Origin of the sequence: Psychrobacter sp. NPDC078409 (assembly GCF_050268505.1) — a bacterium.
In the GTDB taxonomy this organism is placed as follows: Bacteria; Pseudomonadota; Gammaproteobacteria; order Pseudomonadales; family Moraxellaceae; genus Psychrobacter.
In genome coordinates this window covers 132,471-155,635 of sequence record NZ_JBNNGW010000006.1, presented here as the reverse complement: position 1 = coordinate 155,635, position 23,165 = coordinate 132,471, and the positions used below count along the sequence as shown (strand labels likewise).

Below are 23,165 nucleotides of genomic sequence, written 5' to 3'. Positions count from 1 at the left end.
TCCACCCAATCGCTATGGACAAAGGTCTTCGCTTCGCTATTCGTGAAGGCGGCCGTACTGTAGGCGCTGGTGTTGTTGCTAACGTATTGAACTAATATAAGTCTCAGTAATGAGCTTATGAATTAGTCATAAAAAAGGCCATCCTATCTAGGGTGGCCTTTTTTTATTGATAAATATTGATTGTATAACTACGAGTCTACATGAATGTATGGCAAGCTCTACATATATCATCTAAGCATAATATAATAATAAAAACAGCCTAATAATAATCATGTAAAAGGAACGTCATGTTTGTGATAGAAGCACTACCAACGAATGCAGTAGAACTCGAAAACGTTATTCAAACTGTTGCCAATATAGAAGCAATGGTGCAACCAGATGATGCTTGGAATCAGAAAACATTGACTGAGTTGCTTGAGCAGGTCAGTATTCGTCTATTGACTGCTTACGATCAAATCGAAGAAGAGAGTACTTCTTACCGTGAGATAGTTGGCTATTGCTTATATCAAACAACTTTTGAGCAAGCAGAGGTGTTACGTATCGGAACTGATCCAAAGTACCAACGCCAAGGCATTGCTTCACAGATATTGAATAGGCTGCATGAGCTGTTACAGCTTAATCAGGTAGAGAGTCTTTTGTTAGAAGTACGTGCAGACAACACAGCGGCGATAGCGTTATACGAGCAACAGGCATTCAATATTATTCATAGACGCAAAGGCTATTATAAAGTGCCACATAAACCAGCAGTCGATGCATTAATCATGCAGCATACTTATATTTAATGAAGAAAATAAAGCTTAATAAAAGTAAGTGATTGTAGTTAAGGTAGCTTTAATGACTACGATACAAAAACAGAATTAACTAAGGTTTAAACTTTATTGCAAAGGAATTTTCTTTTTACAGACTTCTACGTCAAGCTGATAATCACTATCTGCTTTCATTCGACCTAAAATATCCAAGCGTTCGCTCAGTAACTCCACCATTATGCTAATATTGGCTTGCTGTTTTTTAACCTGTTCTAATTTTTGCTGAGTGAGTATGAGCTGCGAATCAATATCCAAGTGACCATCATAATAATCATTTAGACTGTTTTTGATTTCAGTAAGCGTAAAACCAATAGCTTGAGCGCTTTTGATCAGCTCTATGCGTTCGATACACTCTGGATGAAATTCGGTATATAAACGTGAACCTGCCTGACGCTTGCGAGATTTTAGCAGGCCCAATTGCTCGTAATGGCGAACCGTATCTTTGGTCGTATTGGCCTTTGCTGCTAGCTCTCCAATCAATAGAAACGATGTATCAAGTGCCATAATAACCTCTTATTTTTTTCGCTATGATAATCATAACTCTAGTTGCCACGGCGATTCGCTATCCAGTAGCGATACGGATAACGGTTTATGAGAGTGCTTTTGCCATGGCACAGACTGGCTGCCTATTAAGTTGTCTAACTGAGCTAGGAAATCAGCACGCGGTAAAGTAGTCGCACCCAAGCTCATCAAATGATCGTTCGTTAGCTGACAGTCAACGAGTGCGACATCACTTTGCTCACACAACCGCATTAAGCCCCAAAAGGCGAGCTTTGAGGCGTTGGACGCACGGTGAAACATCGATTCACCAAAATAGATATTGCCTATTTTTAACCCATATAATCCACCAACAAGTGACCCTGTCTCATCCCAGACCTCGATACTATGGGCAAATCCTTGCGCGTGTAGTTCGGTATAAGCCTCAATCATCTCATCATGAATCCAAGTATGCTCACCTTCGGGATGATTGTCATTAAGGCCATCACTGCGCGGTAAGCTACAGGCATGTATGACATCGTCAAAAGCTTGATTGAGCGTCACTTGCCAACGTTCGCGATTTGCTTGCTTACGTAGAGACTTACTCGGTTGATAGTCAGAGGGGACGATCACACAACGCGGCTCAGGGCACCACCAAGCAATAGGCTCATCTTCGTTAAACCAAGGAAACAGCCCCTGAGCGTAGGCTGATATCAGCGTTTCAGGTGCTAGGTCACCACCCATAGCGACGATGCCAATGCCATCAGGATCGATAGAAATAGGATCGGGAAAGTCATAACGCCCAAGACTTTTTAAAGTCTCAGGCGTAATGTGTTTACCGTGCTGTTGAGTAAAGTCGCCCATTTAGGCTTCTTTATCTGCAGTTAGTGTTGAATCGTAAGTGTGGTCACGAGCGACGGTTTCGCCTAGTGCATCCAAGTACTTTTCAGCATCTAGCGCAGCCATACAGCCAGTGCCAGCAGAAGTGATGGCTTGACGGTAAACGTGATCGGCTACGTCACCTGCGGCAAACACCCCTTCGATACTGGTCTGAGTGGCATTACCATTCAAGCCACTATTAACGATCAGGTAGCCATCCTTCATGTCCAATTGACCTTTGAACAAGTCAGTATTTGGCTTATGACCAATAGCGACGAACATACCCATTGTATCTAGTTGTTTGGTGCTGCCATCAATCATCGATTCGATAACGACGCCATTGACGCCCATGTCATCACCGACTACTTCTTTTACTTGATGGTTCCATTCGATTTTGACATTACCATTTTTGGCTTTTTCAAACAGCTTGTCTTGCAAGATTTTTTCAGAGCGTAAGCTGTCACGGCGATGCACTAAGGTCACTTCAGACGCAATATTAGATAAGTACAAAGCTTCTTCAACTGCTGTATTACCACCACCAATTACCGCAACTTTTTGGTTCTTATAAAAGAAACCATCACAAGTAGCGCAGGCTGATACACCAAGCCCTCTAAATTTGGTCTCTGATTCTAGTCCCAAGTACTGTGCAGAGGCACCAGTTGAGATAATGAGCGCGTCACAAGTATAGCTACCGTTGTTACCTGTCAGTTGAAAAGGACGCTCGTTTAGGTTTACTTCGTTGATGTGATCGTAGACCAGTTCAGTACCGAAACGCTCAGCATGTGCCTTCATACGTTCCATCAATGCAGGACCTGTCAAATCATGCGCATCGCCTGGCCAGTTGTCGACTTCGGTAGTGGTGGTTAATTGTCCACCGACTTCCATACCAGTAACCATAACTGGCTTAAGGTTAGCGCGTGCTGCATAAACTGCTGCAGAGTAGCCAGCAGGGCCTGAGCCTAAAATAATGAGCTTTTCGTGACGTGGAGCAGTAGTGTCAGTTGCCATGAGTTGTTCCTTGCTAAATATACGAATTAAAAATGTAAGTTATAAATATAATAAAAGACGAATATCAAAAATGACTACGAATATGCTTCTTCTAATTGCTGTGTGATAATAACATAAGGGCACAGCGCACAAAGTGCAAGTTTGCTAAAACAAACACAGGTATCATTAGAATTAAAGAATAAATAACTTTGGAACATAACTGTGAAAACAGAGACTATTTTATAGAATTTAGGCAATACAGCTAGTTATATTTTGCCACTCGTGTTTCGCTAACCAACTGTTTTCTTGCACAAAGTGTCTATTGATTTACTTTCTTACACGCTTTCTTGATAAGACTGTCGCCACTGCACCTATGTATTTGTTATTATAAGAAGTTATGCCAAGTGTAGTAGGAGCCAAGCGATAACGGTTGTTTTAAGGCTCTATGATCGGCACATGCCAAACAAACACTTCGCGCGGTACATTTATGTCAACACTTTATGTCAGCATGATTAGGCTTAGTCATGCATTGGCGACCATTTAGTATTAATAACAAGGCAGATCTTACGTGATATCAGCACCGCTTATTGAGTATTTAAAAAAGGGAATGTTTACCCTCCTTGGGTTAATACTGGCCGTTTATCTGTTTGTCATTTTGATGACCTATACAGGCAACGATCCTAGCTGGTCGCACATCAGTAGTGATATGACCACGATTAATAATATGGGCGGCGAGGCAGGCGCATGGTTGTCCGATTTGCTTTATAGCTTTTTTGGGTTTGGTGCTTGGTGGTTTTTGGCATTCGTGGTTTACGAATCTATTCTAATTTGGTGGGAAAACAAGCCAACGTTTTGGCTCATGCGATTGGTCGCTTATGTGTTTTTGCTATTAAGTGCTAGCGCATTATTTGCACAATTGGTCTCTCTAGTTCAGCAAGTCACAAACCCTGACGCAATCGGCCTCGAAGGTGTCGCTGGTGGTATCATCGGGCTAGAACTACAAGCGCGTTTGGCACAGCTACTATCTCAGTGGGGGAGTGTGGTTTTCTTAGCAGTATTCGTTGTGATTACCGCTACGTTTGCCTTTAATATCCATTGGATGACGATATATCAAAAGGTTCGGGCGCTGTCGTGGCTTGGTTCAGGTGTAAAAAGTCAGGATGCTATCGACGCTACTGAACCGAGTAGTACATCACAAGATAATAGCCAGAACTTAGATGAATCGTTAGATAAAAAAGTAGAGCATGAGCAACTGCCACTTGAGTTACAGTCTGCGGAAAATACTAGCGGTACTCAAGACGTCAGCAGTAGCGGACGTTTCGGTAGTGTATTGTCAGACTTTTTGGCAACATCAGGATTGGCAGATAGTGTCAAAGCCTCTGTCATCGCAGCAAAAGCAGCGGCGACACCTAATAGCTCAAAAGGTGAGCAGGTAGATAGCGATACAGGCTCGCTTAATAGCTCTACTGATAATACGGCCAACCATACAGTTCAGCCATTAGTTTCAAACTTGACTGCACCTATTGCTCGCAAAGTTGAGCCAAGCTTTGCGTGGAATGATGCCAGTACGGTCGATGATTTACTAGCAAGTGAGCAAATGGCTTACAGCGCCAATAGTATGGGCAGTTCCGCTATGCCTGTACCCAACTATTCCCAAACGGGTACTAGTACCACAGCATCGTTAGAGAAATCAGTGCCTGCTACTGTGACCACTACAACGATGGAAGCGGTTGCTCAACCAGATATACATGATAAAGAATCACTAGCTCAGTCATCAGTTGATGAGTCAGTGAGTAATAATTTAGCCAGTCAGCCAGTCATTGAACCTGCTGAGCCTAAAATCTCTACGACAAATGAGACTGCGGAAGTAGATAAATTAGCAGAAGCATGGTTGGCAGAGCATGCTGACATATCAGAACCTACAGAATCTGTTGTAGAAACGTCTGAATACTCTAAGCCTGTTCGGGAAACTGTCGTAGCTGAGCCAGTAGTACAAGAAAAGACGCCAGAACCTATCGTAGAAGAGCCTATTAGTTTTGTACAGGATTCAGCCAATCAGCCGTTTGATACGCCTGTAGAGTTGCCACAGACTGAAAAAGCAGCAGCAGTCTCTGAGCCTGAAGTCGCTCCGGTAACAGTAGAGACTGAGCCTGCATTGTCAGATGTGTCAGACATGACACCAACCAATACGCCTCCTGCCAATCCAAAAGCAGCGCCAACGGTTGAAGCGACCAGCCCAGTCTCAAATGTACAGCCTGATCCCAAAGCGCCCGTGCAACCATCTGTTAGTTTTGCTGTCCCAGAAGGCGATAGCAGCAACCATATCACTGATATGATGCCAGAGGATGACAGTGATGACGACACCAATGTACCTGTCATGCCGCATATTAGTGATGACGCAGCCTTCAGTCAGAAATCACGCTCGATGCAAACAGCAGCTTATCGCAGCAGTCTAACACCTATTCCAGAAGTGTCTATATTGGATAAGCCCGATCCTGACCGCAAGCCTAGCTATACTGTGGCTGAGCTTGAAAAACTGTCTGAGTTATTAGAAATTAAGCTTCAAGAATTTAATGTAAAAGCCTCTGTGGTTAATGCTATCCCAGGCCCTGTCGTCACCCGTTTTGAAGTGGAGCTGGCTGCTGGTGTGAAGGCTAGTAAAGTTACAGGTATCTCGCGTGATTTAGCGCGTTCACTATCGATGGCATCTTTGCGTGTGGTCGAAGTGATTCCGGGCAAACCGTACATCGGTATCGAAGTGCCTAACAAGAAACGTGAAATGGTACGTTTGATTGAATTACTCAACACCGAAACGTTCAAAGACCCTAAAGCGCAGATTAGCATGGCAATGGGTAAAGACATCGGTGGTAACCCAATCATTACCGATCTTGCACGTGCACCGCATATGCTAGTCGCTGGTACCACAGGCTCTGGTAAATCAGTATTGGTCAACTCGATGTTATTATCGATGCTACTCAAATATACACCCAATGAGCTGCGTCTTATTTTGATTGATCCAAAGCAGTTAGAGCTTGCTAACTACAATGATATTCCGCATTTGTTAACGCCAGTGGTTACCGATATGACGGAAGCGGCTAGTAGCTTGTCATGGTGTGTGGCCGAGATGGAACGTCGCTATCAGCTGATGAGTTTGCTAAAGGTTCGTAAGCTCAATGAGTTTAATAAGAAAGTCATCGCGGCGGAGAAATCAGGCAATCCCATGCTTGATCCTTTATGGCGCCCAAATGACAGCGTAAGTATTAGCCAAGCACCTAAGCTAAAAACACTACCAATGATTGTCATTGTCGCGGATGAGTTCGCCGATATGATTATGCAGGTCGGTAAACAAGCCGAAGAGCTCATCACACGTTTAGCGCAAAAATCACGTGCTGCGGGTATTCACTTAATGCTAGCAACTCAGCGTCCATCAGTCGATGTTATTACAGGTTTGATTAAAGCAAACATCCCAGTGCGTGCAGCACTAAGAGTCAACTCAAAAGTCGATTCACGTACGATTCTAGATAGTGGCGGTGCTGAGGACATGCTGGGTAACGGTGACATGTTATTCTTGGGACCAGGGCAAATTGAGCCAGATCGTGTACATGGTGCTTATGTCAGTGACGAAGAAGTTAACCGTGTCTGTGATGCGTGGCGTGAGCGCGGTGCTCCTGACTATATTGATAATATGGCAGGCAATTTTGAATTGTCTAGCCCAGGCGGTGGTAGTACAGCCAATGCCTCTGGTGAAGATGATGATTTATATAATGATGCCGTGGCCTTTATCATGGAAACACGTAAGGTGTCTGCCTCAAGCATTCAGCGTAAATTTAGCATCGGCTATAACCGTGCCGCGCGTATTGTCGATTCTATGGAAGAAGCTGGATTGGTTAGCTCGATGGGCAAAAGTGGCAAGCGTGAACTATTAATGTAGGATTAATTATTAAGTTGATAACGAAAAGCGAGTCATGAGAATGGCTCGTTTTTTTTATGGAAGAAACTTAATAATGCTTTCGTAAATTGTATGTTTAGAAATAAGCTTTTACTATTGAATACGTTCTAGGGCGTGTAGAGTAGATTCGCATACTGGTTCATTAGTTGACGAAATCGACCAGATGACTAACGAGTCCGTTTATCAAATATCAGGCACGGTTTTTTATACTAAACTGACAAGAGTTTATGAAAAAATGATCATTAGTTTTAGAAAGTATGCGTGCGACATAGTCTTAATAAAATTACTCTCCAAGGAAGGTCAGTTATGTTTAAAGAATATACTCAGTATGATGGGCTCGCCTTAGCGGCATTGGTCAATTCAGGTGAGGTCAGTGCAAAGGAATTGCTAGACGCTGCTGTCCATCAAGCCAATCAAATCAATCCTAAGCTAAATGCCATTGTACATCGATTTGATGAGCGCGCTTACAACGCCGCGCAGGCAGGGTTGCCTTCAGGTATATTTACTGGCGTACCGTATTTGCTAAAAGATTTGTCATTTAGTTTCGCCGACGAGCCGATTACGATGGGCAGTCGCAGCGTCAACATCATTTCGGAAAAAGACAGCGAAATAGTCAAACGGATGAAGGCGACAGGTGTTAATACCTTCGGTAAGACCAACACGCCTGAGTTTGGTCTGATTATCACTACTGAGCCAAAGGCGCATGGTGCTACTCACAATCCTTTTAAAAAAGGCTACAGTTCTGGCGGCTCGTCAGGTGGTAGTGCAGCAGCAGTTGCGAGCGGTATTGTCCCGATGGCAGGCGGCGGTGATGGTGGCGGGTCGATACGTTTTCCATCTGCTTGGTGCGGTACGTTTGGGTTAAAGCCAAGCCGCGGACGTAATCCAATGGGCCCTAATCTTGGTGAAGGCTGGGAGGGGGCCGTGGCTGACCATGTGATTACGCGTTCAGTGCGCGATAGTGCGGCGATGCTAGATGCCACTAGCGGAGCAGAGATTGGCGCCCCTTACGTTATAGCTCCGCCAGACGGTACTTTTTTGCAAGCGGCAATGCGTGCACCGCGAAAGCTAAAAATTGCTTTGCATCAGCAGCCTTTGATAGCCAATACGACAGTGGACAAAGAGGTGCTGGCGGTACTTGATCAAACGGCTAAGCAATTAGAGTCTATGGGTCATGAAGTAGTACCAGCCGAGCCAAACATCAATATCGATCAGTTTTGGCATGACTTTATCGTTGTGGTCTGCGCGCATACGGCTTTTACGATTGATAATATCGAGCGTGAGTTTGGGGTTGACCACGTCAAAAACCTAGAGCCGCAAACTTATAATATGGCACTGCTTGGGCGCTCATTATCAGCGGTTGATTTGGCACATGCCAAACATGGCTGGCATCATAGTCAGTATCAGACGGGTCTATTGCTAGAAGACTACGATATGATTTTGTGCCCGACTGTACCCACGCCTGCGGTAAAGCATGGTGTGCTACCGCCGAGTCGTATAGATGAGATGATGATGCGTAGCGCCGAGGTGCTTAACAAGGGCTTTAATATGGGGAGATATGCCTTTAGCTCAGGCATGATAGAAAAGCTCAGTGCCCCTGTATTAGGTAAGATGGGCTTTACGTTATTGGGTAATGTTACAGGGTTGCCCGCGATGTCAATACCCGTAGGTATGAGCAAAAAAGGCCTACCGATTGGTATGCAGTTAATCGGGCGCATGAATGATGAAGTGACACTATTCAGTGTGGCGGGCGAGATGGAGCGCGCTGGTTTATTTACCAAACACGCTTTTGAGAAGTAGAGTTAAGCTATAGTTTGGATTGATAACACTCAATCAAAGCGGTAGATATCCATACCCAAACTATGATGTGCCATACTTTGATGAACGACAGAGACGCGCTGACCAGTACCCAATGCAAAAAACAGTGGTAGCAAGTGCTCATCACTTGGATGAATGTCCTTGTAGTCTGGGTATTGCTGCCAATCGAGTGCCGTGGGAATGTCTATTTTGAGCTGCTGCAACAACCACTGCTTAAATGCTTTGGCTGCTTGATCGATGCTGTCAGCTTCCCAGCGCAATGCTTGTAAGTTATGCGTAATGTTACCTGAGCCAATGACGAGGATTTGCTCATTACGTAGATGCGCTAATTGCGCGCCTAACTGATAGCAGGCAATACTGTCATAATGCTGCGGCAGTGATATCTGTACGATAGGTACATCGGCTTCTGGATACAGATGTCTAAGCGGCGCCCACACACCATGATCACAGGCACGTACTGGATTGACACTACAAGTAATGCCACGTGCGGTCAGCTGCTGAGCAAGTGTCTCAGCAAGCGCTGGTTGGCCTGTAGCAGGATACTGAATGTCGTAAAGTTCAGGCGAAAATCCTGAAAAGTCATGCCACGTCTTTGGCTGTGGATTGCTGCTAATCTCTAGCTTTGCTGACTGCCAATGCGCTGACATAATGACAATGGCACGTGGCTTAGGTAGGTTTTGACCAATACGTGCCAATGCACTGGTCGTCGCAGACTGCTCAATCGCAAGCGTAGGCGCGCCATGCGAAATAAAGAGCGCTGGTAGCTTAGATGTATTCGTCGCTACATCAGACGTATTTTCCCATGCGGCAGCCGCTGTGATAGGCGTCTGCACACTATGATGGTCATCACGTTGATGAGAGGACTTAGAGGCGTTGGGTGTCGCACGTTTTGGATATTTCATGTTGCATTTATTAGGGCGTGCGCCAGTTTTTCAATCTATTCTGTGACTGATGTTTTAAATTAAAGAAATAGCTTAGTATTTAATTACCACGGTGATAAGGATGATTATTATTGATACTCATCGCGCGATACAATTGCTCCATAAGTACGACGCGTACTAGCGGATGCGGCAATGTCAGTGCTGAGAGTGATAATTTTGCATCGGCCTTTGCCAATACTGCTGGTGAGACGCCATCTGCGCCGCCGATGACCAAGGCAATATCATCGCCTTGTTGCATGCCATCTGCGAGCTTATCAGCCAGTCCTTCGGTCGAAATCATCTTGCCTTTGACATCTAATACCCACAATTGCTCTCGGCTTGATGCATTATGAGCGGCTAATATAGCTTGACCTTCTTGCTCACGGTACTGTGCCAAATTGGCATCTGAAGGGTTTTTTGCCCGCTTGGCTGCCGCAATTTCGACAATTTCTGTACTCAGCATGGGCTGAATGCGTTTGTAATATTCGTCAAAACCCGTCTGTACCCAGCTAGGCATTTTATTGCCAACGGTCAAAATCCTTACTTTCATAATGCTTACCATCTCGATAATTAAATTCAAGCTTACTAGAGCGTGTTCTTAATAGTTGTATCGTTCGTTCTTTATTGTCTGCAATTTACATCAGAGGGTTAATCGTCTCTGATACGTTGCTACTTGCGCTTTGATCGTCCGCTTGGCTTGGCTTTGGAATGACAGTCAGCTTTGCGTCAGACTCAAAGACAATGGCTTCGACATCATCAAAGCTATTGATCCCTTCAGTACGCATGGCACATTCGATTTCTTGACGCGTCAAGCGCTCATCACGCATGGCATCTGGCAAAAACTGCCCCTGATAAAAAACGATACGCGGCTCTGATAAAATAAAGTTACTAAATTGCGGTGAAACAGACGCATATTTGGTCACCACAAATTGCAATAGGTACAATACTAAAATAGACGAAACCCCTTCAACAAAGGGAATGTCTTTGAGCAAAATTGTACTGGCACCCAACGAGCCGATCATGACCGTAACGATCCAATCGAAGTTGTTAAGCTGCGATGTTGAGCGTTTGCCAGAGACTTTGGTGACTGTCACGATCAACACGTAAACCATAACAGTCGTTAAAACAATACGACCAAGCTTGTCTATGTTGTCAAAAAAGATCATGTCCATAATGTTCGCTCCTATTATAAAGGTAAAACAAGTCATCGCTAAAACTTTACTTACTAGGGCGCGTCTTACTGTGTCTCATTTTTAGTACTATTCTTAAAATAATGACACGCCTTAAACTTAGCCTAACGGATTTTACGCATTAGCAGGGGAAAACTTTGTAGCACCTTTTAGATGATGGTTTGTACTTACGTTGATTTGCGTATAGGGTCTAATAGTCTATTGATAGACCATAGACTGATTCGCGCACTGACTAGAGTGAGGACCAGCATCAGCATTAAAGACGAAAGCAGGGGCAGTGGACGTTGCATCGCCATCTCAAACAATACCTCACGGCTTATCGTATCAAACAGCCAAAACCAGATAGCTGAAAAATAAATAACAGTCAGCATCCAGACAATTACAACCCCACCAAACATCAATTTATTAATCTCATCTCGCGCTAATGCTCGCTTCTGATGTTTGATGAATTTACTGACAGCGATATAGGCACCTACGATAATAGAAACCACCATGACCAGTTGTGGATTGAGCGCAAGCTTGGTCTGTATCATCATAAATATGGTACTGGCGAGCGTGTATCCAATCGCAAAAAAACCGACATATCGAGCCAGTTTGGGCTGCACTTGTATAAGCGTCTGGGGTTTGTTGAGACTGGTTGTCTGGCGTGACATAAGCTAACCTTTATAAAGGTAAAAAATAGAGTATTGATAATAAGTCGACTTAAAGCATTAATTAAGTATCAACGCTGTGCTGTCCAGTCAAGCATGGCATCTAACACAGGCCTTGCTGCATAAGGATTTAATGCTTGATCAGTATTGATTATGCCGACGACAACATAATCTTGCCCTGACAGCCCTTTGACGTAACCTGCCATTGAAGTGACGTTATTTAACGTGCCAGTTTTTATCCATGCGCGGCCAGTGGCTGCAGATTCAGGCAAGCGATCGCTATGAGCGGCAATAGTGCCACTAACCCCAGCGACCCCTAACGAGTCGACATAGGCATCAAAATTTGGTCGACTATAAGCATAAGTCAGTAGCTCGCTTAGGTTGGCGGCGGTGATAGTACACTCACGGCAAAGTCCTGAGCCATTGGTCAAATGTGGCGGTGGCGTACTGAGATTGGTTTGCCACCATCGATTGATGGTTTGTAAGGCTGCTGGATAGTCTGTCGTAGCAGGTTTACCAAATTGATATAAGCTATCAGCCTTTTTGCCATTAGATTTATCAGCCGCTACTTTGTTATCTATCTCATTACTAGCACTGGCTTCATGACTGCTTGGACTAGTCGCAGTTGTGCTAGAAGGTATTGGATGAGTCAGCCTTCCTTTATCGTAAGCGCCTATAGATAGCGCCACTTGCTCAGCCATGACATTGTTTGAGAAGTGGTTAATGTCATGAATCTGCTCGGTTAAATTCAACGACGGATAGCTGACCATAGGTAGAGGCGACATCGCGATAGCCGTAAGCCCGTGCGCTCGTTTCGTGGTCTTGGTAATCTCGTAAGGGGTTTCTTGCGAGATTACCTGCCCACTCAAAGTATTCCCCAACGCTTGCCATTTGGCAGCGATGACGTGTGCCGCAAACTCTTTGGCATTGGGATATGCTATGTAAAAGACATGCTCGCTGCAGCTCTCTGGCAGACTGGCATTTAATACGAGCTGCGTGTTTTGCCACTGCGGCGCTAGGCTATAGCTTGCTTGCCCACAACTGGCTGCACGGGTATTGATTGTAGCAGGCAGCTGATAGTCTGCTAACCGCGGCTTATAGGTCACACTTGCTTGACCATTATTTTGAGGGTAAGTTTTGATACCAATGGTGCTAAAATTAACCAAAAACCCATCTGGGCTGGCGTTATAGGGACGTAGCGGTGAGTTGTCGAAGGCGGCAGGATCTTTACTAACATTATTAAAAACAGCGCTGTCGATGATGATGTCACCATCGATATGACGAATACCGGATGCTTGCACTTTATACAGTAACTGCTTCAAGCGCTCGTGGGTCATTTTTGGGTCGCCACTACCTTGAATAATCAAGTCACCATGTAGACGGTTGCCGATGACAATACCTGTGTGATACACCCGTGTATGCCACACGAAATCGGCCCCTAAAGTGTCCAAAGCGATAAAGCTAGGCACGAGTTTCATGGTGCTGGCAGGCGTACGAGGGATGTCAGACTGGTGATCCAGCAAAGGCGAAAATGAAATCTTTATAGAATCTTTATTATTGCTAGCCGTGTCTTGGGCTTTGGCATTCTGATCAAGTGTATGCTGAGGTTCGTCAGGGATAACCGTTGGAATGCTCTCTACGCTCTGATAAGTATAAGGGTCATCTGTGTAAGCATGTATTTTTTGCTCGTGCTTCTCAATGGTGCGCTGCTCTATGGCAATTAACGCGCTCTGGTGGCTCGGGTCGCTGGTACTTGTATCCGTAGAGGCGTTCGTAACTGGGTGTTCAGATACTATAGTAGATACAGATTGGCTGTCAGATTCATCACTATCAATGACTTGAATAGGAGCAGGCAGACGGCTGGCAGCCTTGTCACCCACAGGTGTAATCACGATGCTGATATCCGCTTCTGTTAGGTCGGCACGCGCCAAAGCTTTTTGAATAGCTGCTGGCAACATGGCTTGTGCATGTATTGGCGCTACTATAAATGCTGCCAATAACGCTAACCTAGATAGACGTTTACTAGGTTGGTTCAGCGGTCGCAAATGACGACAAAGCGTGGTGATTTTGGTTGCAGCAGTAGAGTAATGACGGCGTTTAGAAGGGTATCGCATGAGCATCTTTCATCAGGTGGCAAAAACAGCCTATGGTAACATGAGTTGCTGTTTTCGCACACGATGTCAGCAGTACAATTTCAGGGCGTGTCATCAACCTGAACAATAAAATTTAAATGGGCTAAAAATGGCTAAATCCTTGCCAAACTGCGTCAAGTAGCTGGCTAATATCTCGATATTATCTGTACTCCTTTCCTTATTTGGCTGCCATTTATCTCATTTTTATCACTATTTTCAAAATGAGGACACGCCCTTGCAATAACGACGCCCTTATTTAGATAACTAACTCTAACTATCGATTGAACTGAGAGCATGTTCTATTGCTAACGCACATGCAAAAAAGCCATCGCAGTCATGACAGCATCGTTATAAGCATCATGCGCGCCCAGTTCAGGAATGTTGTAATGGGCTAGGATACGATTCAGATGTTGGGCTTGGCTAGACAGCCCTTGTGTATGTCCACTGATACGCCGACTGTACAAGTGCCGCAAGTCTATGACTTCGTTTGGTAGAGACGTTCCCATATATCGTTTGACCAAAGGATTCAAAAAAGCCATGTCTAGCTGTGTGCAGAATCCAACGATTGGTCGATTACCTATGAATGGTAGTAGTAGGGCTAACATGTCATCGTAACTCATGCCATGTTCAACATCGGCGGTACGCAGGCCATGAATGACAATGGTGTCGCGGTCTGGCATGACAGGAGGTCTGCAAACCAAATGCATGCCATTACCCGTGTCGATGGTATTGCCATTAATATGTATCGCTGCTACAGACAGCAAGTGATGTTTTTTAGGGTTCAATCCTGTCATCTCGCAGTCAATCGCCACCCACTGCTCAGCCGAAGGTGTCGTAAACATTGAGGCAAGCTTTGGACGCTGTAATTGCGTCTTTTGCCAAGCGCAAGATAACTGCTGTAACCAGCTCATATTAATCATTCACTCATGTATGTTATTTTTTTATTTATAAAATTTTTCTATCTATGAAGCCTCTGTACTAAGACTGCCACATTTATGTGATTTCTAGTTGATAGTGTTGACGCAATTGATTCTTAAAGCTTTTGACCACGGCCAGACACTCTTTGAGTAGGTCACGTTCAAGCGCAGTCAAAGTCGTTGGATCTACTTGCCGTGCATGCTTATCGTCGGTTGAGAGGGCCACAGATAAGCGCTGCGCCATAAAAAACTCTAAGGCTTCAAGCAAAGTATCGGCACGCTCTTGGGTCATAGCATCAACCTGCACCAAAGCCTTTAAACGCGCCTTGGTACTAGGCACGTCGAGCACATTATTTTCTAATGCTAAGGTACGGATACCATGCACCAAGGGAAAAATACCGGCTTTTTTTAGGTCAATATCAGATGATGCTGATTTACCGCCTAGTAAAGGTGCAAACTTTTGCCACCATTGATTAACATCGCCAAACTGTAGCGCTGCCCGTGCAAACTGCCTGACAAACATAGGGTCTGCTTGTTGATGAGTAAGCTTTAAATGCTGACGTACTTGAGTAAGCAGTGACTCATCGCCGCAGACGTATTCACCATCTAGTATCGCAGACAAGTAAATACCATGCATCGGATCTGAATTTCTAAACCATAGGCCAATTTGCGCAGTGAATTGCTTGAGCGGTTGTCGCCACATAGGATTGGTCATCATAATATTGCCATCACACAGTGGATAGCCAAGCGTTGCTAAATGGCTATTAAAAGTATCAGCGAACTGTGCTAGGTCAGGATGCGTATAGCCATCACGCATGATGAGCGCATTGTCCTGATCGGTACGCATGATTTGCTCACCGCGCCCTTCTGAACCCATAACGATAAGGCAGGTATTGGCCATCACCTCATCAGGTACGATTAGCTGCCATAGTTTGGTAAATACCTGCGCATTTAGCGTCTGTACCATACGACTGATATTGCCGATTTTGACACCATTGTGATGCTGTGCTCGAATATAGCGACCGATCAGCTCAACAGCGGTATCTAGGCTCGATAAGTCCTGTGCCTGTTCGATTTGAATACTAATCAGCTGCGAATGATGGCCAATGTGAGCAAGCATATCGCTTTGCCCAAGCACACCGACGACATCGCCACTCTTATCAATGACTGGCAGTCTATGAATACGATAGCGAGTCATGGTCAGTAGCGCATCGCCAATCTCATCACTGGCTTTGATTGTACGGAGATTAAAATTCGCATAGCGCTGGCAAGGAGTAGTAGCAGGATCTTGTTTATCACTCACCGCGCGACAAATATCAGTGTCGGTCAAAATCCCTAAAAGCAATCCTGTCTCATGTTGCGCTGTTTGTGAGCCATCTAAATCATCTAGTTGTAAGTCATCTAATTTATTTAAACCCTCTAAGCTATGTAGCGGTCGGACCAGCACATGTTTTAATCCAGCTTTGGTCATGATACTGGCCGCTTCGTACAAGCTATCATTGGCATCGACAATATGCACTGGTAACAGATGAACATCTATCACTGGTTGCAGCATGATTTGCTGTACTTCTTGTTGGTTGGTATAGCTAGCAGGATCTAGCGTTTTGTTATGACGTCGTTGGCGCAATGCTTTTAATCGCTCAGGTAGTTTGTCTGATAGCATTTGGCGTACCAAATAATTTTGCGCGCTGATTTTATCGATAGCGGTGCCAGCGACTTGGAGCAGTAACGTCTCTTCATTGGCTCGGAATTGATAGGGCTGTATGGACGTACTTTCAGGCTCTAGCTGATTATCCTTGGCAAGTGACTCAGGCAGGCGGCGACTATCAAACCAATCATTATTGTTCAGACCGTCAGCATGATTGCTACCTACATAGGACGCGACAAAATCACCATCTAGTGATTGCTCGATTTGCCCTTTTATGACGACATATAGATATTGCAGTTCCTCTACAGGCAAGCTTTCGTTTTTGGCAAGGTAGCGTATTTGAGTGTTTTTCCTAATGCTTTGACGCTCAGCTAAGCTCAGTACATCAAAGGGTGGTTGGCTAAAGTCAAGATGGGGCATGGCATCATCCTTGATGGCATATTTTCGGTAGAGACTTTACTATAGCATTAATAAAACAAGAAGCCTCCAATAACCCTATTTATATTGTGGTTATTGGAGGCTTTTTGCTACTGCGGCATTTATCTCAGATACATTAGAATCTTTCTAAAATGACTCTAAGCACCTAATAGTTTGCGGATACGACTGATTGCTTCTCGGCTCTCATCGACACTCGCGACCAGAGCGATACGCACATAACCTTGTCCAGGATTGTGACCATCAACTTCACGTGATAAATAGCGTCCTGCCAATGCATGAATATTGGCTTGCTCATAAAGCGCTTTGACAAAGATTTCATCATTACCATCGAACTGCTCAGGCACTTTGACCCAGAAGTAAAACCCAGCATCAGGCATGCGTAACTCTAGCAACTCGCCAAGCTCAGACATCCATAGGGCAAACTTTTCTTGATATAGCGCTCGATTATGAGCGACGTGTTTTTCGTCTTGCCACGCAGCGATAGAGGCCAGCTGATGAGGTATCGGCATCGCACAACCTTGGTAAGTACGATATTGCAAATAAGCCTGCAAAATTTTGGCATCACCAGCCACAAATCCAGAGCGCAAACCCGGTAAGTTTGAACGTTTAGATAAAGAGTGGAACACGATGCAGTTTTTGAAATCACGGCGACCAAGAGCTGCACAGGCTTGGAGCAATCCAATAGGAGCTGTATCAAAATACAGCTCGCTATAACACTCGTCACTGGCAATAATAAAACCGTACTGATCTGATAGGCGAATAAGGTATTCCCAGTCATCCATTGTCATGACGGAGCCTGTTGGATTATTTGGACTACAGACAAACAATATCTGCGTACGCATCCAAACGTCTTTTGGTACCGCGCGATAGTCACCTTTGTAGTCATTATCTGATGTACAAGGGACAAAGTAAGGCGTTGCCTGTGCCAATATCGCTGCGCCTTCATATATCTGATAAAACGGGTTGGGCATGACAACCGTAGGCGATGTGTTAGACGCTGGAGCATTGCTCTCTGTGTCAGCTACATCATGATCAACGACCGCTTGTACAAAGCTAAAAATCGCTTCACGTGTGCCCATTACTGGTAATACTTGAGTATTGGCATCGACATGATTTAGAAAAAACCGCTTCTCTAGCCAGTGGGCGATAGTTTGACGGAGCTCAAACATACCGTTTGTAGTCGGATAACGACTTATTTTGTCCAAGTTTTCGCGTAGGACGTCCAGCACAAATGCAGGGGGCTCATGTTTTGGCTCACCGATACCGAGCTTTATTTCACTGTAACGGTTGGCAGGCTTACTCTCGGCAAGCAATGCTGCCATTTTTGCGAACGGATAGGGGTGCAGATGCTTTAAGTTGTGATTCATAAGTGTGATAACTATAATAGACAATTAATAATAAAGTTATAAAGAAAATTTACATTAGAGCAGTGTAGCACTTCTCTAATTTTTTGTCCTTTGCTTCTTATATCGTGAATTTGCCTTTACTGAACATAAGCTATTCAATTTATGGCTAATAAATAGGTAGTCGTCGAGAAGCCTTTCAAAACTTTCTTTATTTATAACCTATAACAACATAAAAATGATTACTCACAAGAGTATTAGGTCGTTTTAAGGATAGTCTGATATGTCTAGTGTGCTAAATAATGGTGATCTCATCGCTAAAGATATCAATAATGAAAAACTTGATAACAACTTAGAGCGTTCTAACCTGTATAAACTGCTCAAAGAGCGTGAACAGAGCTGGTGGCAAGCGCGCCAACAACTGATTGAGCGCCAAGAAAAGAAAATGTTTTGGTATGGTGAAAACAGCCTCATTATGTGGCTGTTGTGGCAATTGGTCGGCTACGTGGTAGTGGCAATGGCCTTGATGCTGCTTAATAATATATTCGGTATCTCATTACCGCTATGGCAATACGTTTCTTTGTTTGTAATACAGACCATATTTTTTGTCAGCGCACTTGCTGCTAAAGGCCAGTTGGAAAACAAACTCCAACGCAAAATAGACAATGACGAGCTGATGCGCGAAGAGGCGCTCAATGAAATGATTATTTTGGCAGAGGATAGCCTGTATCCTGACGTGCATGCCAAGTCGCCTATTTCTTTAGAAGCATTAGATGATTATTTAGACGGACAGTTTCACCTAGCAAGCTTGCAATGTCTGCTACAAAAAGAAGTCGATGCTGGACGTTTAATCATGGAGCAGCAGCCACCTGAAGTAGGTGTTTTGCCGCCAGAGCTTGCTGACGATGAACTGAACGAACATGCCAGCGAGATAACTTATAGAAGTACGTTATAAAACGTACTTCTATGATGACTATCAGACTACTTTTGCTAGTTAATATTCAAAATAATGGCTAACCAAAACTATCTAGCCGTATCAAAAATATATTACGCTATTATGCTCTTTCTGAACGGTAAGACTCGCTAATAGCGCTGCCTTCAATGCTTCAAGTCTATCAGGTGAGAGTGGCTTATCGTTTTGGTCACTGATATAAAACATATCCTCTGCACGCTCACCTAGAGTGGTAATACGCGCAGCATGTACTTCGATTTGCTCTTGCAAAAACACTTGCCCAACTCGCGCCAGTAGCCCTGGCTGATCAAGCGTTTCTAAGCTCAAGATGTGCTGATCTGATGCTTCATTGAATTCGAAGTTAATCACCGTTTTTACTTCAAAGTGTTTTAACTGACGCGGCATACGCTTGTTCGTCAGTTTAAGTACAGTAGGGTCTTTGAACGAGTCAATTAAGCGTTGTTTTAGCTCTTGTTGACTGTCTTCATCGACCAGCAATGTGCCACTAGGATCTAGCAATACATAAGAATCCAAAGCAAAGTCACGGGTCGCTGTGATAATACGTGCATCTAAAACATCGAGATTCATCTGATCAAATACGGCCATGGTAACAGCAAATAGGTTCATCTGATCTTGGGTGTAAACAAAGACCTGTACCGCATCAAGCGCCAATTCGCGATGCTCGCGCAAAACGACCAATGGTGGACTGTCAGCATTAGAAGCCAATCCAATCGGTGGGTGATTCAAAATAGCTTCGGTATGCCATAAGATATCTTCTGCAATCTCTCGCAAGAAATACTCATCGCCCAAGTCATCCCATAGACGCAATACTTCATCACGGTTCATATGCTGGTTATTGACATTATCCAGCATCGTCAACGCTTGCTTACGTGTGGCACTAATCATATCTTGACGATTGGTGGGCGCATCGATATCAGCGCGCAAGATGCGCCGAGTTTGTGAGTATAGCTGTTTCATGAGGGTTGCCCGCCAGCTGTTCCATAGCTGTGGGTTGGTCGCATTCATATCAGCCACCGTCAGTACATACAGATGGTTTAGATGAGTCACATTACCGATGAGATCAGAGAAGATAGTGACTACTTCAGGGTCTGAGATATCTTTTTTCTGTGCAGTAATCGACATAAGAAGGTGATAGCGCGTGAGCCAGCCTACTAAGTTCGCATCCGCCAAGCTCATACCATGCGATAAGCAAAACTCAATTGATTCTGTTTGACCAAGCTCACTATGATCGCCGCCACGGCCTTTAGCGATATCGTGGAACATCGCTGCCAGCACCAAAATCTCTTTACGCTCGATACGCTGAAAGATAGAGCTGACCAACGGAAACTCTTCTTGAAAGGCCGGATCTGTAAATCGATGCAAAATTCTAATCAAAAACAAGGTATGCGCATCTACTGTATAACGATGGAACAAGTCATATTGCATGAGGCCAGTAACTTGCGCAAAAGCAGGAATATAGTTACCCAATACTCCATAGCGATTCATGGTACGTAGACGATGAAACAGGTAGTTTTGTTCTTTTAGATTCGATAAAAACAGCGCTTTGTGCGTAGGGTTGTCTCTATATATCTGATCGATGCCGCGTGCGGCAATTTTGAGTGCGCGTAAGGTATGAGTACGAACCTTGTCGATGCCGTGCTGACCCATCAATAAAAACATCTCTAAGATAGACTCTGGGTGCTGTGCAAAAACCCGATGATGCGCAATGGCAATCTGGTTGCCAATACGGTTGAACCGTGCATTTATAGGCTGTTTTTTTGGACGTTCATCGTCAGGCAGCTGCGGCTCTATGATCGTTTCATAATAATGATTGGTCAGCATCTCAGACAGCGTTGATATCTGCATTGCACAGCGATAGTAGTCGCGCATAAACCGTTCGACCGCAGCGTTAGGCTGGTCGTCAGGCTGGGTCTCGTAGCCCATTAACTGAGCAATCTCGCGCTGATAATCAAATAACAGCTTGTTTTCATTACGGCCCGTCAGTACATGTAAGTAATGACGAATCTGCCATAAATACCCTTCGGCAAAGCTCAACTCATCAAACTCTTTTTCGGTCAAAAAGTTCTGTTGCACCAAATCATATAGCTTGCTCACGCGAAAATAACGCTTAGTGACCCAGCCGATGATATGGATATCACGTAGCCCGCCCGGTGCTGTTTTGATATTGGGTTCAAGGTTGTACTCGGTGGCATTGTGCTGCAAATAACGCGCTTTGGATTCTTCCATTTTTACATCAAAAAATGCGCGCGGAGACCACTGTTTATTGACGATTTGAGCGGGCATGTCTTGCAATGCTTCGTTGCCGATTAGGAGTCGAGCCTCTAGCTGAGCACTGGCAATCGTATGGTCAAGCGCGGCCTCTAGCGCATCATTAACACTACGTACAGAGAGCGCAGGCTCTAGTCCTATATCCCATAGTAGAGCAACCAGTTTGTCGATTTTACTACTAGCATCAGCACCTATTTCACCAGGAGACAGGAGCAAAATATCGATGTCTGAATAAAGAGATAGCTCACCGCGCCCGTAGCCACCAGTCGCAAAAAATGCCAAATCAGTTTTATCTAACTCAAACCATTTGAACAACGCAATCAATAGGCTGTCGATAGCGCAGGCACGTGCTGCAACCAGCTGACGAATATTGGTGCCACGTTCTAGTGAGCGGCTGATATCGTCGTTGATCTGGGCCAACCATTCAGGAATGCCAAGTAGATTCTTGTCTGTCACATTTTTGGCTGACAGTGGGGATGAGTCTGTCGCCACCTCACTTGGTAGTATCGGTAAAGGCGTCAAATCAACAGAGGCGATATCACAATTAAACATGAGTGTTATCCAGTTAAGAGTTTAGAAATAGAACGTTCGAGCTGAGTGCTATTGAGCAACTAATGTGCTGATGGCTAATAAAAGTCACGAATAGCAATTATCAATAAAAGTGCTGATAAATATATCAATAGAAGTTATCAGGTCATCTGAGTATAAAGACAAAGCGCCTATAAGCACAATACTCAATATGCCCTAATTAAAGACCAAAAAAAAGACCGCCTAAGCGATCTTTGATTGTACTACTGCGTCAAAAAACTTAAATCTTCTTCGGGGCGAGTGGTAAATACCTCACAACCATTATCTGTTACGACCATGGTGTGCTCCCATTGAGCAGACAATTTGCGGTCTTTAGTAATCGCCGTCCATTCATCAGGCAGAATCTTAGTCTGCCATGTGCCTTGGTTAATCATAGGCTCGATGGTAAACGTCATACCTGTTTTTAGCTCAAAACCAGTGCCTTTTTTGCCATAGTGCATGACTTGTGGCTCGTGGTGGAATTCATCACTGATACCATGACCACAGAACTCGCGAACGATACTAAAGCGCTCAGGCTCGACAACAGCCTGAATAGCAGCGCCGACATCACCGAGACGAGCACCGTTTTTAACTACACTCATACCCGCATAAAGAGCATCTTGTGCCACTTTGCAAATACGCTGTGCCATGATAGAGCCGTTACCGACAATCCACATTTTTGAGGTGTCGCCATAGTAACCGTCTTTAATGACAGTCACGTCGATATTGATAATATCACCATCTTTTAGCAGCTTGCTTTCAGTTGGGATACCGTGACAGACAACATGGTTGACTGAGGTACAGATAGATTTTGGAAAACCATTATAGTTAAGTGGGGCAGGGATAGCCTGTTGCACATTAACAATATAGTCATGGGCGATCTGATTGAGTGCTTCGGTACTGACGCCCACTTTGACATGCTCGTCGAGCATGACAAGGACATCACTAGCGAGTTTACCGGCCACACGCATTTTTTCTATGGCTTCTGGAGACTGGATAAGGGATTTTTTAGTCATCATCGTATATCTTATAATTATGGGTTCATTGTGGATAGATTATACCATAAACGTACTAATGACACTTTTACGTTAAGTGATAGTGAACCTATCATTATCATTGATAATAATTGCTTTACAGCACGGTGAGAGCTTATATGACTCATTAGTCAGACTAATATATTCATATTTTGACAAATTAGTTGAA

The 23,165-nt window shown here is 44.4% G+C and carries 17 protein-coding genes and 1 pseudogene; 5 read left to right on the top strand and 13 right to left on the bottom strand.

The features are described 5' to 3' along the window. Together ACQKC9_RS12485 and rimI are read left to right on the top strand one after the other, a co-directional pair. Positions 1 to 95, top strand: a pseudogene (locus tag ACQKC9_RS12485) (elongation factor Tu); the annotation flags it as partial. Between the two features lie 192 nt (positions 96 to 287). Next, entirely contained in the window at positions 288 to 782 is a 495-nt protein-coding gene (gene rimI, locus ACQKC9_RS12480; RefSeq protein ID WP_427622045.1) for a ribosomal protein S18-alanine N-acetyltransferase, read from the top strand. A 93-nt stretch (positions 783 to 875) separates the two neighbouring features. Here the strand turns inward: rimI and ACQKC9_RS12475 are convergent, their stop codons facing one another. From ACQKC9_RS12475 to trxB, 3 genes are read right to left on the bottom strand one after another with little or no spacing between them, the layout of a single operon-like run. After that, positions 876 to 1,310 (bottom strand): MerR family transcriptional regulator, encoded by a 435-nt coding sequence (locus ACQKC9_RS12475; RefSeq protein WP_102078510.1) that lies wholly within the window; start codon positions 1,308 to 1,310, stop codon positions 876 to 878. Between the two features lie 30 nt (positions 1,311 to 1,340). Next, complete coding sequence (gene aat, locus ACQKC9_RS12470) at positions 1,341 to 2,147, bottom strand: leucyl/phenylalanyl-tRNA--protein transferase (protein ID WP_427622043.1); 807 nt, start codon at positions 2,145 to 2,147, stop codon at positions 1,341 to 1,343. Further along, positions 2,148 to 3,170 carry a thioredoxin-disulfide reductase gene (gene trxB / locus ACQKC9_RS12465; RefSeq protein WP_057758497.1) on the bottom strand — a complete coding sequence of 341 codons (1,023 nt, stop codon included), beginning with the start codon at positions 3,168 to 3,170 and terminating at the stop codon, positions 2,148 to 2,150. Positions 3,171 to 3,717: 547 nt separating this feature from the next. On the opposite strand from trxB, the gene ACQKC9_RS12460 reads away from it, so the two are divergent. Beyond that, complete coding sequence (locus tag ACQKC9_RS12460; RefSeq protein WP_427622041.1) at positions 3,718 to 7,080, top strand: DNA translocase FtsK 4TM domain-containing protein; 3,363 nt, start codon at positions 3,718 to 3,720, stop codon at positions 7,078 to 7,080. 324 nt (positions 7,081 to 7,404) lie between these two features. Then, a complete protein-coding gene (locus tag ACQKC9_RS12455; RefSeq protein WP_427622040.1) occupies positions 7,405 to 8,898 on the top strand; it encodes an amidase in 1,494 nt (497 codons plus the stop codon). 29 nt (positions 8,899 to 8,927) lie between these two features. Here the strand turns inward: ACQKC9_RS12455 and ACQKC9_RS12450 are convergent, their stop codons facing one another. From ACQKC9_RS12450 to dapC, 8 genes are all read right to left on the bottom strand, one after another. Beyond that, positions 8,928 to 9,818: a DODA-type extradiol aromatic ring-opening family dioxygenase gene (locus ACQKC9_RS12450; RefSeq protein ID WP_427622038.1), complete on the bottom strand. Its 891-nt coding sequence runs from the start codon at positions 9,816 to 9,818 to the stop codon at positions 8,928 to 8,930. 79 nt (positions 9,819 to 9,897) lie between these two features. After that, entirely contained in the window at positions 9,898 to 10,386 is a 489-nt protein-coding gene (gene rlmH, locus ACQKC9_RS12445) for a 23S rRNA (pseudouridine(1915)-N(3))-methyltransferase RlmH (protein ID WP_427622037.1), read from the bottom strand. A gap of 85 nt (positions 10,387 to 10,471) precedes the next feature. After that, positions 10,472 to 11,008: a DUF421 domain-containing protein gene (locus ACQKC9_RS12440; protein ID WP_427622036.1), complete on the bottom strand. Its 537-nt coding sequence runs from the start codon at positions 11,006 to 11,008 to the stop codon at positions 10,472 to 10,474. Positions 11,009 to 11,193: 185 nt separating this feature from the next. Continuing rightward, entirely contained in the window at positions 11,194 to 11,679 is a 486-nt protein-coding gene (locus ACQKC9_RS12435) for an ABZJ_00895 family protein (protein ID WP_191114753.1), read from the bottom strand. A gap of 68 nt (positions 11,680 to 11,747) precedes the next feature. Then, a complete protein-coding gene (locus ACQKC9_RS12430) occupies positions 11,748 to 13,790 on the bottom strand; it encodes a D-alanyl-D-alanine carboxypeptidase/D-alanyl-D-alanine-endopeptidase (protein ID WP_427622035.1) in 2,043 nt (680 codons plus the stop codon). Positions 13,791 to 14,113: 323 nt separating this feature from the next. Beyond that, positions 14,114 to 14,719, bottom strand: coding sequence for a 3'-5' exonuclease (locus ACQKC9_RS12425; RefSeq protein ID WP_427622034.1), 606 nt, complete (start codon positions 14,717 to 14,719; stop codon positions 14,114 to 14,116). An 82-nt stretch (positions 14,720 to 14,801) separates the two neighbouring features. Further along, entirely contained in the window at positions 14,802 to 16,793 is a 1,992-nt protein-coding gene (locus ACQKC9_RS12420) for a DUF294 nucleotidyltransferase-like domain-containing protein (RefSeq protein ID WP_427622032.1), read from the bottom strand. A 155-nt stretch (positions 16,794 to 16,948) separates the two neighbouring features. Then, complete coding sequence (gene dapC, locus ACQKC9_RS12415) at positions 16,949 to 18,178, bottom strand: succinyldiaminopimelate transaminase (RefSeq protein ID WP_427622031.1); 1,230 nt, start codon at positions 18,176 to 18,178, stop codon at positions 16,949 to 16,951. Between the two features lie 259 nt (positions 18,179 to 18,437). Between dapC and ACQKC9_RS12410 the strand changes: the two genes are divergently transcribed. Further along, the gene (locus ACQKC9_RS12410) at positions 18,438 to 19,109 is read left to right on the top strand and encodes a hypothetical protein (RefSeq protein WP_427622030.1); all 672 of its coding nucleotides are present in this window, start codon (positions 18,438 to 18,440) and stop codon (positions 19,107 to 19,109) included. 81 nt (positions 19,110 to 19,190) lie between these two features. On the opposite strand, the gene glnD is transcribed toward ACQKC9_RS12410, so the two are convergent. Together glnD and map are read right to left on the bottom strand one after the other, a co-directional pair. Further along, positions 19,191 to 21,947, bottom strand: a complete 2,757-nt coding sequence (gene glnD / locus ACQKC9_RS12405; protein ID WP_427622028.1) for a [protein-PII] uridylyltransferase — start codon at positions 21,945 to 21,947, stop codon at positions 19,191 to 19,193. A 239-nt stretch (positions 21,948 to 22,186) separates the two neighbouring features. After that, entirely contained in the window at positions 22,187 to 22,978 is a 792-nt protein-coding gene (gene map, locus ACQKC9_RS12400; RefSeq protein WP_371548431.1) for a type I methionyl aminopeptidase, read from the bottom strand. Positions 22,979 to 23,165: the final 187 nt, after the last annotated feature.